The 13,275-nt window shown below is 70.0% G+C and carries 12 protein-coding genes; 7 read left to right on the plus strand and 5 right to left on the minus strand.

Translation table 11 applies throughout. The features are described 5' to 3' along the window. Positions 1-10: 10 nt before the first annotated feature. Positions 11-775, minus strand: coding sequence for a GntR family transcriptional regulator (locus QFZ71_RS21150; RefSeq protein WP_307669749.1), 765 nt, complete (start codon positions 773-775; stop codon positions 11-13). Positions 776-1,054: 279 nt separating this feature from the next. On the opposite strand from QFZ71_RS21150, the gene QFZ71_RS21155 reads away from it, so the two are divergent. The 4 genes from QFZ71_RS21155 (at position 1,055) to QFZ71_RS21170 (ending at position 5,875) form a co-directional block, all read left to right on the plus strand. Continuing rightward, positions 1,055-2,353, plus strand: coding sequence for a sugar ABC transporter substrate-binding protein (locus QFZ71_RS21155; protein ID WP_307669750.1), 1,299 nt, complete (start codon positions 1,055-1,057; stop codon positions 2,351-2,353). 115 nt (positions 2,354-2,468) lie between these two features. Next, entirely contained in the window at positions 2,469-3,476 is a 1,008-nt protein-coding gene (locus tag QFZ71_RS21160; protein ID WP_307669751.1) for a carbohydrate ABC transporter permease, read from the plus strand. Continuing rightward, a complete protein-coding gene (locus QFZ71_RS21165; RefSeq protein ID WP_228990243.1) occupies positions 3,473-4,336 on the plus strand; it encodes a carbohydrate ABC transporter permease in 864 nt (287 codons plus the stop codon). Before QFZ71_RS21160 ends, QFZ71_RS21165 begins: the two co-directional genes overlap by 4 nt. A 9-nt stretch (positions 4,337-4,345) precedes the next feature. Further along, positions 4,346-5,875, plus strand: coding sequence for a glycoside hydrolase family 3 protein (locus tag QFZ71_RS21170; protein ID WP_307669752.1), 1,530 nt, complete (start codon positions 4,346-4,348; stop codon positions 5,873-5,875). Between the two features lie 142 nt (positions 5,876-6,017). Here QFZ71_RS21170 and nagB read toward each other — a convergent pair whose 3' ends face one another. Then, on the minus strand, positions 6,018-6,803 hold the full coding sequence (gene nagB, locus QFZ71_RS21175; RefSeq protein WP_307669753.1) for a glucosamine-6-phosphate deaminase: 786 nt from the start codon (positions 6,801-6,803) through the stop codon (positions 6,018-6,020). 215 nt (positions 6,804-7,018) lie between these two features. On the opposite strand from nagB, the gene QFZ71_RS21180 reads away from it, so the two are divergent. Together QFZ71_RS21180 and QFZ71_RS21185 are read left to right on the plus strand one after the other, a co-directional pair. Then, positions 7,019-8,101, plus strand: a complete 1,083-nt coding sequence (locus tag QFZ71_RS21180) for an SIS domain-containing protein (protein ID WP_307669754.1) — start codon at positions 7,019-7,021, stop codon at positions 8,099-8,101. Between the two features lie 404 nt (positions 8,102-8,505). Beyond that, the gene (locus tag QFZ71_RS21185) at positions 8,506-9,972 is read left to right on the plus strand and encodes a sensor histidine kinase (RefSeq protein WP_307671538.1); all 1,467 of its coding nucleotides are present in this window, start codon (positions 8,506-8,508) and stop codon (positions 9,970-9,972) included. 194 nt (positions 9,973-10,166) lie between these two features. On the opposite strand, the gene QFZ71_RS21190 is transcribed toward QFZ71_RS21185, so the two are convergent. Further along, entirely contained in the window at positions 10,167-10,424 is a 258-nt protein-coding gene (locus QFZ71_RS21190; protein ID WP_003953983.1) for a WhiB family transcriptional regulator, read from the minus strand. Between the two features lie 321 nt (positions 10,425-10,745). Then, positions 10,746-11,714 carry a diacylglycerol kinase family protein gene (locus tag QFZ71_RS21195; protein WP_307669755.1) on the minus strand — a complete coding sequence of 323 codons (969 nt, stop codon included), beginning with the start codon at positions 11,712-11,714 and terminating at the stop codon, positions 10,746-10,748. Positions 11,715-11,876: 162 nt separating this feature from the next. Between QFZ71_RS21195 and QFZ71_RS21200 the strand changes: the two genes are divergently transcribed. Then, on the plus strand, positions 11,877-12,326 hold the full coding sequence (locus QFZ71_RS21200; RefSeq protein WP_307669756.1) for a hypothetical protein: 450 nt from the start codon (positions 11,877-11,879) through the stop codon (positions 12,324-12,326). A 12-nt stretch (positions 12,327-12,338) separates the two neighbouring features. Here QFZ71_RS21200 and QFZ71_RS21205 read toward each other — a convergent pair whose 3' ends face one another. Further along, the gene (locus QFZ71_RS21205; RefSeq protein ID WP_307669757.1) at positions 12,339-13,268 is read right to left on the minus strand and encodes an RNA polymerase sigma factor SigF; all 930 of its coding nucleotides are present in this window, start codon (positions 13,266-13,268) and stop codon (positions 12,339-12,341) included. Positions 13,269-13,275: the final 7 nt, after the last annotated feature.

The raw sequence follows: 13,275 nt of genomic DNA on the forward strand, positions 1-13,275 counted from the left end.
TCGCCGTCCCTCAGTCCGCCGGCCGCTTGAGACGGGCCACGAACTTGTAGCGGTCACCGCGGTAGACCGAGCGCACCCACTCCACGGGTTCGCCCTGGCCGTCCACCGAATGCCGGGACAGCATGAGCATCGGCAGCCCCACGTCGGTGCCCAGCAGTCCCGCCTCGCGCGGGGTGGCGAGCGAGGTCTCGATGGTCTCCTCCGCCTCGGCGAGACGGACGTCGTACACCTCGGCGAGCGCGGTGTAGAGCGAGGTGTACTTCACCAGAGAGCGGCGCAGCGCCGGGAAGCGTTTGGCCGAAAGGTGCGTGGTCTCGATCGCCATCGGCTCCCCGCTGGCGAGCCGCAGCCGCTCGATGCGCAGCACCCGGCCGCCCGCCGAGATGTCCAGCAGTCCGGCGAGGGTGTCGTCCGCCGTGACGTAGCCGATGTCCAGGAGCTGGGACGTCGGCTCCAGGCCCTGGGCGCGCATGTCCTCGGTGTACGAGGTGAGCTGGAGCGCCTGGGAGACCTTCGGCTTGGCGACGAAGGTGCCCTTGCCCTGGATGCGTTCGAGGCGGCCCTCGACGACCAGTTCCTGGAGGGCCTGGCGCACGGTGGTCCGCGAGGTGTCGAACTCGGCGGCCAGGGTGCGCTCGGGCGGCACCGGGGTGCCCGGCGGCATGGTGTCGGTCATGTCGAGGAGATGCCGCTTGAGCCGGTAGTACTTCGGTACGCGCGCTGTGCGCGTACCGGCACCGGTCTCGCTCCCCGTACTGCCCCCGTCGGCACTCATGGCCCGCCTTCCCGACGCTTGCGTTACTGCCGTCACCGGCTCCTCCGTCTGTCGCGGCTCACATGGTGGCACGGTCCGGTCACGGGTCGTCGCCCTCCCTTAGGTGTCGGTCCTATAACGGACGCGAGTGCACTTCTTATACACCCTTGACACCCCTAAAGGTCTAGGCCAAGCTCCCGGTACTGGTCTAAACCATTAAAGACCAGGTCCAGCCCCAGCAGAACTCGTCGAATGTCTTCGCGGTGGGTGGGGTTGCAGCATCCCTGAGGAGGGTTTGACGTGAAGCGCAAGCTCATCGCGGCGATCGGTGTCGCGGGCATGTTGGTTTCGGTCGCGGCGTGTGGTTCCGACGACAAGAAGTCGTCCGCGGACCCCAAGGACCGCAAGGAAACCCTGACCGTCTGGCTCATGGGCGAGGCCCAGTCCACCTGGCCGGAACTGGTCAAGGACGTCAACGCCGAGTTCAACAAGAAGTACCCGGGCGTCACGGTGAAGGTTCAGTACCAGCAGTGGGCCGACAAGGTCAAGAAGCTGGACACCTCCCTCGGTGGCGACAAATTCCCGGACGTCGTCGAACTCGGCAACACCGAGACCATGCAGTACATCCTCAATGGTGCGCTCGGAGAAATCGACCCCAAGAAGTACGAGAACTCGGACACCTGGATCAAGGGTCTGAAGGACACGTGCTCCTTCGAGGGCAAGACCTACTGCGTTCCTTATTACGCGAGCGCCCGTCTGGCGGTCTACAACAAGGACATGCTGAAGGCCGGCACCGGCAGCGACGCCCTCCCGCAGACCGAGGACGAGTTCCTCGCCGCGATGGACAAGGTCGCCGCCGAGCTGGGCAAGAAGGACAAGCGCGCCTCCTCCCTCTACTTCCCGGGCCGCTACTGGTACGCCGCGATGTCCTACGTCGCCGCCTACGGTGGCCAGATAGCCACGTACGACGAGGGCAGCAAGGAGTGGAAGGCCGCGCTCTCCACCCCGGAGGCCCAGAAGGGCATCCAGCACTTCGTCGACCTGGTCAAGAAGTACAACAAGGCCGACGTGACGAAGGACGAGCAGGACCACGCCAACGTCATGGCCAACGAGAAGGCCGCGGTCATCTACGGCCAGGCGTGGGAGGCCGGCAGCGTCACCACCGGCGAGAACGGCAACCCGAAGCTCGAGGGCAAGATCGCCACGGCCGGTATGCCCGGCCCCGAGGGCAAGGCCCTCCCGTCCTTCATCGGCGGCTCGGACCTCGCTACCATCTCCAAGTCCAAGGTCCAGGACCTCGGCGAGGAGTGGATCTCCCTCTTCACCAACGCGAAGTCCATGGAGGTCCTCGCGTCGAAGAACATCCTCCCCAACAACGAGAAGCAGCTCGAACCGCTGAAGCAGAAGCCGGAGACCGCCGCCATCGCCAACGCGGTGCCGGACGCCTGGTTCACGCCGATCGCGCCGGGCTGGGCCTCCGTGGAGAAGGAGGAGGTCCTCCAGAACATGCTCCTGGAGATCGTCAAGGGCGCCTCCGTCGCCGACGCCTCGAAGAAGGCCGACGAGAAGATCGACGCGCTGATCAACAAGGAATCCTGACCTTCCGATCGCCAGGCGGGGGCCCGGCACCAGTGCCGGGCCCCCGCGCCTTTCCCGCAAGAGAACGCCGTGAATTCCGGGGCCCGCCCCGGACCCGCGATGGAAGGTCAGCCACGTGTCTGCCGCTGATACCAAGGCCGCCGGGCCGCCGGTCCCCGTACCACCCGACCCGCAGACGATCGGCAAGTCGTCCTCGGACGACGACGCGCCCCGGGTCCAGAAGAGGAAGCGGAAGAAGGGGGAACTGCTCCCCTACTTCCTGATCCTCCCGGCGATCGTGGCGATCGCCGCCGTCTACCTCTACCCCCTCGGCAAGACGGTCATCATGTCCTTCCAGGACATGGGCCGCCGTGAGCTGTGGTCCGGAGAGCCGGCGCCGTGGGTCGGTTTCGAGCAGTTCACCAACATCCTCGGGGATCCCGAGTTCTGGTGGGTCACCTTCCGCACGGTCGTCTTCATGGCCATCTGCGTGGTGCTGACCATGGGCCTCGGCCTGCTGATCGCCCTGCTGATGCGCAGGCTCTCCACCTGGGTCCGGCTGGTGCTCACCGCCTGCCTCATCGCCGCCTGGTCGATGCCGCTGATGGTGGCCGCCTCGATCTTCCGGTTCATGGCCGACTCCGACTACGGCCTGATCAACACCCTGATCGCCAAGGTCGTCGGCGAGGACTGGCTCGGACACAACTGGTACCTCGACCCGGTCCAGGGATTCGGCATCATCACGCTGCTGGTCGTCTGGGGCGCCATCCCGTTCGTCGTCGTCACCCTGTACGCCGCACTCACCCAGGTCCCCCAGGAGCTGGAGGAGGCCGCCGCTCTCGACGGCGCCAGCGCCTTCGGCATCTACAAGTTCGTCACCTGGCCGGTCATCAAGCCGGTCTTCACCATGGTCGCCACCCTCTCGGTGATCTGGGACTTCAACGTCTTCGGCCAGATCTGGCTGCTGCGCGGCAACAAGCCCGAGCCGGAGTACGAGACCCTCGGCCTCTACTCCTACTCCAAGGCGTTCGAGTCCACCTCCTTCAGCCAGGGCACCGCGATCGCCCTGATCACGGTGCTGCTGCTGTCCGGCGTGGCCGTGTACTACCTGCGCCAGCTCATGAAGACGGGAGAGGTCGAATGAGCAGCTCGACCCAGACGACACAGGCGCTGCGGCCCGACCGCAAGAAGAGCCGGCTCCACCTCGACATCCTCGGCCTCGGCATCGCCCTGGTCATGGTCTTCCCGGTCTACTGGCTGGTCATCAGCGCCCTGCGGCCCAACCGCGAGATCCGCAGCTACGACCAGACCCTGTGGCCCACGTCGATCACCTTCGACAACTTCGTCCGGGCCACCGAGCAGCCGAACTTCGCCACCGCCATCCAGTCCAGCCTGATCGTCGCCGTCACCGCGGTGGTCGGCGGCATGATCATTGCGACCCTGGCGGCCCTGGCCATCGGCCGGTTCCGGTTCTTCGGCCGCAAGGCCCTGGTCCTGATCATGATCCTGGTCCAGATGCTGCCCCCGACGGCGATGCTCATCCCGATCTACGCCCAGCTCAACGCGATGGGCGGGATCGACGAGTACTGGGGCCTGATCGTCGTCTACCTCGTCTCCACCCTGCCCTTCGCCACCATCATGATCCGCGGCTTCGTCGTGAACATCCCGGTGGAGCTGGAGGAGTCCGCGATGGTGGACGGCTGCACCCGCTTCCAGGCGTTCCGCCGGGTGATCTTCCCGCTGCTGGCCCCCGGCCTCGCCGCCGCGTCGATCTTCGCCCTGGTCAACGCGTGGAACGAGTACCTCTTCGCGTACATCCTGATCAACGACAACTCCAAGTACACGCTGAACGTCTGGCTGATGACGTTCACGACCGAGCGCGGAACGGACTACGGAGCCCTCATGGCCGCATCGACCATGATCGCCCTCCCCGTCGTCGTGTTCTTCATGATCATCCAGAAGAAGATGGCCGCTGGCCTCACTTCCGGCGCCGTGAAGGGATAGTGCGGGCCCATGACCACCCTCGTCTCCACCACGGACACCCTGACGCGCGACGCGCTCGCGGTGCTCCAGCCCGGTTTCACCGGCACCACCGCACCGGACTGGCTGCTGCGCCGGGTCGGTGAAGGGCTGGCCTCCGTCGGGCTGTTCGGCCGCAACATCACCTCGCCCGAGCAGCTCACCGCCCTCACCGCGCGCCTGCGCTCCGAGCGGGAGGACGTCCTCGTCGCCATCGACGAGGAGGGCGGCGACGTGACCCGGCTGGAGGTCACGCACGGCTCCTCGTTCCCCGGCAACCTCGCCCTCGGTTCGGTGGACGACGTCCACCTCACGCGGGCCGTCGCGCGGGAACTCGGCCGCCGGCTCGCCGAGTGCGGCGTCAACCTCAACTGGGCGCCCTCCGCCGACGTCAACTCCAATCCGGGCAACCCGGTCATCGGCGTACGCTCCTTCGGCGCCGACACCGGGCTGGCCGCCCGGCACACCGCCGCGTACATCGAGGGGCTCCAGGCCGCCGGTGTCGCCGCCTGCACCAAGCACTTCCCCGGCCACGGCGACACCGCGGTCGACTCGCACCTCGCACTGCCCCGCATCGATGTGGACCTGGACACGCTGCACGCCCGTGAGCTGGTGCCTTTCCGGGCGGCCATCGCCGCGGGTTCCAAATCGGTGATGAGCGCGCATATCCTTCTTCCCGCGCTCGACCCGGACCGCCCGGCGACCCTGAGCCCGCAGATCCTCACCGGTCTGCTGCGCCAGGAGCTGGGTTACGAGGGCCTGATCGTCACCGACGCGGTGGAGATGGACGCCATCGCCGGTACGTACGGCATCGAGCGCGGGTCCGTCCTCGCGCTCGCGGCGGGCGCCGACGCCATCTGTGTGGGCGGCGGCCTGGCCGACGAGGCGACGGTGCTGCGGCTGCGCGACGCCCTCGTCGCGGCCGTGCGCACCGGGGAACTGACCGAGGAGCGGCTCGCCGACGCGGCCGCCCGTGTACGAGCCCTCGCGTCCTGGACGCAGAGGGCGCGGGGGGATGTCCCGGAGCCGGGCGCGGAAGTGCAGGAGGGGACCGCGCCCGGCACCGGAGTCAGCTCCGACATCGGTCTGATCGCCGCCCGCCGCGCACTCCGGGTGACCGGTTCCGGCGAGCCGCTGACCGGGTCGGCGTACGTCGCCTCGTTCGGCGCCGAGGCCAACATCGCGGTCGGCGCGGAGACCCCCTGGGGCGTCGCCGCCGAGCTGGAGAGGCTCCTGCCCGGCACCGGCGCGGACATCTGCACCGAGGGGACCCCTGATCCGGCGGAGGCGATCCTGGCGGCGGCGGGGGAGCGGCGCATCGTCGCCGTCGTCCGCGACGAGCACCGGCACGCCTGGATGGGCGCCACGCTCGACACCCTGCTGGCGGCCCGCCCGGACACGGTCGTGGTCGAGATGGGCCTGCCCCAGGCGGCCCCGCGGGGCTCGCTGCACATCGCCACCCACGGCGCCGCCCGCGTCTGCGGCCTGGCGGCGGCGGAAGCGCTGACGGGCACGAAGGGCTGACGCGAGGGCCGGGAACAAGCCCGTCCGGCGATCGGGGACGGAGCGCCTCGCGCCGGATGGGCCGCGCCTCACCGCACGGCGAAGGGCCGGGACACCGCGACGGTGTCCCGGCCCTTCGCCGTGACGGGGGAGGGGCGAACCCCTACAGCCCCTGCCACCCCGGCTTGGCCGCGTACGTGGCGCGGAAGTAGTCCGCGAGCTTGAGCTTCGACGCCGCCGCCTCGTCCACCACCACGGTCGCGTGCGGGTGCAGCTGGAGCGCCGAGGCCGGCACGATCGAGGCGACCGGGCCCTCCACCGTCTGGGCGACGGCCTCCGCCTTGCCCTCGCCGGTGGCCAGCAGGATCGGGTGGCGGGCGTCCAGGATGGTCCCGATGCCCTGCGTGATCACGTGGTGGGGCACCTGCTCGATGTCGTCGTCGAAGAAGCGCGCGTTGTCGATCCGGGTCTGCTCGGTGAGCGTCTTGATCCGGGTGCGCGAGGCCAGCGAGGAGCACGGCTCGTTGAAGCCGATGTGCCCGTCGGTGCCGATGCCCAGCAGCTGGAGGTCGACGCCGCCCGCCTCGGCCAGCGCCCGGTCGTACGCCTCGCAGGCCGCCTGGACGTCCTCGGCCGCGCCGTCGGGGCCCATGAAGGACGTCTCGGAGAGCCCGAGCGGTTCGATCACCTCGCGCAGCACCACGGAGCGGTACGACTCCGGATGGCCCGAGGGCAGCCCGACGTACTCGTCGAGCTGGCAGATCCGGGCGCGCGAGGCGTCCACCGCGCCGGAGGCGACCTTCGCGGCGAGCGCGCGGTAGACGGGCAGCGGGGTCGAGCCGGTGGCAACGCCGAGCAGGGCGTCGGGCTTGCGGTCGAGCAGTGCGGCGATGGCCTCCGCGATCAGTTCGCCGCCTGCCGTGGCGTCCGGGACGATGACAACTTCCACGCTGTTCCTGCCGATCTGACTAGGGGAGGAGGTGGTATAGACCAATCAATCTCCCAATTTAGCAGAATCGGGCTGCCGTACGGTGAACGGTCCACCCATCGGCGGCCCGCTGGCGGGCCACGGCAATGCCTGGTCGACTGGTCCGGTACGACGCCGATCGCGCACCCGCGCCCGCGCCGCCCCGTACGCCGATGCCGACAGCGCAGGGAGGCCCCATGTCCGCCACTCCTCAGGCCGGACCGAGCGGTCAGGGCGACCGGCCCGGCCGCATCATGTCCGGCGAGATGGCCGAGCAGCCCGCCACGCTGCGGCGCATCCTCGAACAGGGCGCGCCCCGCATCCGCGAGGTGGCCGCCGAGATCGCCGCCCGCAAGCCCCGGTTCGTCCTGCTCACCGCCCGCGGTACGTCGGACAACGCGGCGCTGTACGCGAAGTACCTGCTGGAGATCCGCCTCGGGCTGCCCTGCGGACTGGCCTCCATGTCCACCACGACGGCCTACGGGGCCCGGCCGGACCTGCGGGACGTCCTGGTGGTCACCGTCAGCCAGTCGGGCGGCTCGCCGGACCTGGTGGCCTCCACGCGGGCCGCCCGCGAGGCCGGAGCCGTCACCCTCGCCGTCACCAACAACCCGGACTCCGCGCTGGCCGCCGTCTCCGAGTACCACATCGACATCCTGGCGGGCCCGGAGAGGGCGCTCCCGGCCACCAAGACGTACACGGCCACCCTGCTCTCCCTGTACCTCTTCGTGGAGGGCCTGGGCGGCCGCGACGGCACCACGGCCGCCGCGGGGCTGCCCGACCTCGCGGGCGCGATCCTGGGCCGCCGCGCCGAGGTCAAGGCGCTGGCCTCCCGCTACCGCTTCGCCGAACGCATGGTGATCACCTCGCGCGGCTACGGCTACCCCACCGCCAAGGAGGCCGCCCTGAAGCTGATGGAGACCAGCTACATCCCGGCGCTCTCCTACTCCGGCGCGGATCTGCTGCACGGCCCGCTGGCGATGGTCGACAACATCTCGCCGGTGATCGCCGTGGTCACCGACGGCCGGGGCGGCGAGGCCCTCCAGCCGGTGCTGGACCGGCTGCGCGGACGCGGCGCGGACCTCTTCGTGGTCGGCCCCAAGGCGCAGGTGGAGGCCGCTTCGGCCGGGTTCTCGCTGCCCACGGCGGGGGTCCCGGAGGAGGTGCAGCCGATCCTGGAGATCCTGCCGCTGCAGATGCTCGCGTACGAGGTGACGATCGCCCGAGGCCAGGACCCCGACGCCCCGCGCGCGCTGGCCAAGGTCACCGAGACCCACTGAACGCGCCCCGTCCGCCACGGCCCCGGAAACACCCGCGGGCCGCGGCACCGGAGCGGGACCCTCAGCCCACCCGGCACCGCAGCCCGGAGCTGCGGGCCTGCCTTTCGCGGCAGGCCGGACCTGGCCGGCGGTGTGCGGTGCCCCCGGCCAGTGGAGGCGCCGGCGCGGTCAGGGCAGAGAGCGCCGGGTGCCTCGTTCCGCCCTCCTGTGCGGGGAGGGCGGAGATCGTGTGCATCATTGTGGACTAGACCAATTGGCCGTGTCCATCCGTGTGCACGACATTCTCCGGCCGGCTTCCGGGCCTGTCCATGCCCGTGCCGTGCCGTTGCCCTGCGGCACGGCCCGCCGGGCCGATCGGTTCGAACACTTTCGGTCACCGCGGGTACGCTCCACACGTGCCCTCCATGAACGACCTCGTCCGCCAGCACACCGCCCTGAGCGACACCGACCTCGAATGGCTCCACCTGCTGGTCTCGGAGTGGCAGCTGCTCTCCGACCTCTCCTTCGCCGACCTCGTGCTCTGGGTCCCGACCCGCGACGGCACGCGGTACGTCTCCGTCGCCCAGATGCGCCCCAACACCGGGCCCACGTCCTACCAGGACGACATGGTCGGCCACCTCGTGCCGCGCGGCCGCCGCCCGTTGCTGGACGCGGCCCTGGACGAGGGCCGGATCGTGCGCGAGGGCGACCCCGAGTGGCGCGAGGAGGTGCCCGTACGGGTCGAGTCCATCCCCGTACGCCGTGACGGCCGGGTGCTCGGCGTCATCGCCCGCAACACCAACCTGCTCACCGTGCGCACCCCGTCCCGGCTGGAGCTCACCTACCTCCAGTCCGCTTCCGACCTGGCCCAGATGATCGCCGCGGGGGCCTTCCCCTTTCCGGGTCAGCAGGTCGACATGGACGCCTCCCCGCGCGTGGGCGACGGCCTGATCCGGCTCGACGCCGACGGGATCGTCCAGTACGCCAGCCCCAACGGCCTCTCCGCCTACCACCGTCTCGGCCTCGCCTCCGACCTGGTAGGCCACCACCTCGGCACCACCACCGCCGAACTGGCCCCGTCCCGCGGGCCGGTGGACGAGGCCCTGGTCAAGGTGGCCAGCGGTTACGCGCCCCGCGAGTTCGAGGTGGAGTGCGCGGGCGGAGTGATCCAGCTGCGGGCCATCCCGCTCAAGCCCAAGGGCGTCCGTATCGGCTCCCTCGTCCTGCTCCGGGACGTCACCGAACTGCGCCGCCGCGAACGCGAGTTGATCACCAAGGACGCCACCATCCGGGAGATCCACCACCGGGTGAAGAACAACCTCCAGACGGTGGCGGCCCTGTTGCGGCTCCAGGCCCGCCGGATGGACTCCGAGCAGGGCCGCGAGGCGCTCAACGAGGCGGTCCGGCGCGTCGGTTCGATCGCCATCGTCCATGAGACGCTGTCCCAGAACCTGGACGAGCGGGTCGAGTTCGACGAGATCGCCGACCGGGTCATCGCCATGGTGTCGGAGATCTCGCCGGGCAAGGTGACCTGCCGGCGCACCGGACGCTTCGGCATCCTCGACGCCGAAGTCGCCACCCCGCTCTCCATGGTGCTGACCGAAGTCCTGCAGAACGCCCTGGAGCACGCCTTCGCCGTGGCCGACCGCGGCACGGTCGAGGTCTCCGCCGTGCGGGGAGGGTCGCCCGCCGAGGGCCGGCTGCTGATCACCGTCACCGACGACGGGCGCGGTCTGCCCGAGGGGTTCGACCCGCAGCAGGCGGGCAACCTCGGCCTCCAGATCGTACGGACGCTGGTGGAGGGGGAGTTGGGCGGCACGTTCGGCATGGTGCCGGCCCCCGGGCGCGGCACCCAGGTGGTGCTGGACCTCCCGGTCCGCGCCGACAAGTAGCGCACCTGCCGGTGGCGCCCCACGGAACGGGGGCGCACACAGCGAAGCGGGCCCGGACCGTGGTGACGGTCCGGGCCCGCTCCGTGATGCTCACGTTGCGATGCGCTCCGGGGTACTGCGCGCTGCGACTCGAAGGCGGGGCTGTGCGTACGCTCTGTACGCGCCGCCGGGCTGAGGCTTGGTGCGGTCCTCGCTCAGGCGCTTGCGTTGCGCGCCCGGTTGCGAGCGGCGCGGCGCTTCATCGCGCGGCGCTCGTCCTCGCTGAGGCCACCCCAGACGCCGGAGTCCTGGCCGGACTCGAGCGCCCACTGCAGGCACTGCTCCATGACGGGGCAGCGGCGGCAGACAGCCTTGGCTTCCTCGATCTGCAGCAGCGCGGGACCGGTGTTGCCGATGGGGAAGAACAGCTCGGGGTCTTCCTCACGACAAACGGCGTTGTGACGCCAGTCCATGGCTGCTACCTCTCCTTGGTATTACACGTTTGTTGCTTGTGAATGTGAACGCTTTCACGAATCCCCCCGTGGATGACGGGCCGACCCCCAGGAAGACTGGGTGTGGTCTCGTGATGGTGAGGAGGGGTTCTGGCTCTCAGTGGAGGCCGATGTTGCGGGCCGTCCCGATCGCCATGTAGAGATTCGCAAACCTCGGCGGCGGATACAACCCCTTCTGGAAAGTTTTTTTTGATTCCTCGGTGTCGACTAGGTCACAGGCGCACTTCTTAGGGGTGGGACCCTGGCCAAACGTTCGAGTTAAAGGACTTTCGCCCCTTCCACTCACACAATCACACGCAGTGCACGGCGTACGCCTGTGAACGTCACGCTCGTACGCAGTCCCAGGTGGTCGCCGTCCATCTGGAAGGGCAGTGGGACCTTTGAATGCAAGGTGAAGTCCGTGAGGTCATGACGTGAAACGGCGTGCTTCCCGCGGGGGCCCCGCTCGGGGCTCGACGTGAGCAGCTGGGTGCCGTAGCGGGCCACCGCCGGGGTGGACAGGCGCTTCAGTCCGAGCACGTCCAGGGCGGTGTCGAAGGACGCCTTCGGTGAGGCGTAGACCGGACGATTGCCCAGGTAGGTCCAGGGTGCGGTGTTGCAGACTATGGAGAGCGCGAGGTCGGTCACGGGCTCCCTGCCGGGCTGCTCCAGCGTGATCGTCCCGTGTCTGCGGTGAGCCTCGTTCAGGAACTGCCGCACCACCTGGCGCACGTACAGGGCGTGTGTCGAACGCTTTCCCGTCTCGCGTTTCTGTTCGACCCGGCCGACGACTCCGGCGTCGAATCCGAGACCGGCGCAGAAAGTGAACCAGCGTTCGGGTACGGCCTCGTCCTCGGTTCCCGGAGTTCCGGCCGCCAGGCCGAGACCGACCGTGCGTTCGGTCCGGTTCTCCAGGGCGTCGAGAATCGCGCCGGTCGCCTCCACCGCGTCGTTCGGCAGCCCCAGGGCCCGCGCGAACACATTGGTGGACCCGCCCGGCACCACGGCGAGCTTCGGCAGGCCCTCCGGATCGGGGCCCCGGTGCAGCAGCCCGTTCACGACCTCGTTCACCGTGCCGTCGCCGCCCAGGGCGACCACCAGGTCGATGTCGTCGCTGTCCGCGGCCCGCCGGCCCAGGTCCCGTGCGTGGCCCCGGTACTCCGTGGTCACCGCCTCCAGCTTCATCTCGCTGGCCAGCGCGTGGATGAGCACATCGCGGGTGCGGGCACTGGTGGTGGTGGCAGCTGGGTTGACCACGAGGAGTGCGCGCATGACCGCCAGCCTACCCACCGGGCGGTTCGTGCCGAAGTCACGGTTCGCAGCGCCCCTGAGTGGTCACACAGGGTGATGGTCTGCCCGGTGGTCGCCGGACGGGTGTGCGTCCCGCCCACCCCGGCTTCACTTCCGGGCCCCGAAGATGCCAACCTGAAGGGCGTGAGCACTCAAGCGACCCCGTCCAGCCCGGCGCCCTCCGCTGCGGAGCGGCCGACCCGGATCACGGCCCTCGCGGGCATCAACGCCCTCGAAGGCGTGGCGCTCGCACTCGGCGGCCTCTACCTGCTGGTCATGGGGCTGCTCGGGAAGCTGGAGAGCACGCAGCAGGCGGAGACGGTCGGGATCACCCTGGTCGCCCTCGGCGCGATCCCGCTGATCGCCGCCCGCGGACTGCTGCTGCTGCGCGGCTGGAGCCGGGGGCCCGCACTGATCACCCAGATCATGGCCCTGCCGGTGGCCTGGACGCTGCTGCGGTCGCAGGGCGCGCTGATCCCCCTCGGCATCGTGGTCGCCGTGGTCGCCGTCACCGGCCTCGTGCTCGCGCTGAACCCGGCGACCACCCGTGACCTGGGCATCCGCCGGGGGTCGAGCACGACCCCCGACGCCTGACCCGTACGGCCCCTACTCCTCGACGAGCAGCCGCTCGCGCAGTTGCGCGAGCGTGCGGGCCAGCAGCCGCGAGACGTGCATCTGCGAGATGCCGACCTCCTGCGCGATCTGTGACTGCGTCATGTTCCCGAAGAAGCGCAGCAGCAGGATGCGCTTCTCGCGCGGCGGCAGGTCCTCCAGGAGCGGCTTGAGCGACTCCCGGTACTCCACGCCCTCCAGCGCCTCGTCCTCCGAGCCCAGCGTGTCCGCGACCGCCGGCGACTCGTCGTCCGTGTCCGGCACGTCCAGCGAGAGCGTGCTGTACGCGTTGGCCGACTCCAGGCCCTCCAGCACCTCCTCCTCGGAGATGCCGAGCCGCTCGGCCAGCTCGTGCACCGTGGGCGAGCGCCCGTGCTGCTGGGAGAGCTCCGCGGTGGCGGTGGTCAGCGACAGCCGTAGCTCCTGGAGGCGGCGCGGCACCCGTACCGCCCAGCCCTTGTCCCGGAAGTGGCGCTTGATCTCCCCGACCACCGTGGGGGTGGCGTACGTGGAGAACTCCACGCCCCGGTCCGGATCGAACCGGTCCACGGACTTGATCAGCCCGATCGTGGCGACCTGGGTCAGATCGTCCAGCGGCTCGCCCCGGTTGCGGAAGCGGCGGGCCAGGTGCTCCACCAGCGGCAGATGCATGCGCACCAGCCGGTTCCGCAGCTCGGCCTTCTCCGCCGAACCGTCCGGCAGCGCCCGCAGCTCGTAGAACAGGGCGCGCGCCCCGCTGCGGTCGTGGGGATCGTGGTGCCCGTGCTCGCTCATCTGGCCCGCCCGCTCTGCCTGCGCCTGCTCCTCCGCCGCGACGTCGGGGCGCTCGGGCCCCTCCGCTCCGTCCTCCGGATGCGGCCGGGCCTGCTGCTCCGGAATGCCCGCCGGCCGCACCGCCCCGGACCGGAAAGTCTCGTCCCGCACAGGACCG

Origin of the sequence: Streptomyces sp. V2I9, from assembly GCF_030817475.1 — a bacterium.
Classification (GTDB): Bacteria; Actinomycetota; Actinomycetes; order Streptomycetales; family Streptomycetaceae; genus Streptomyces.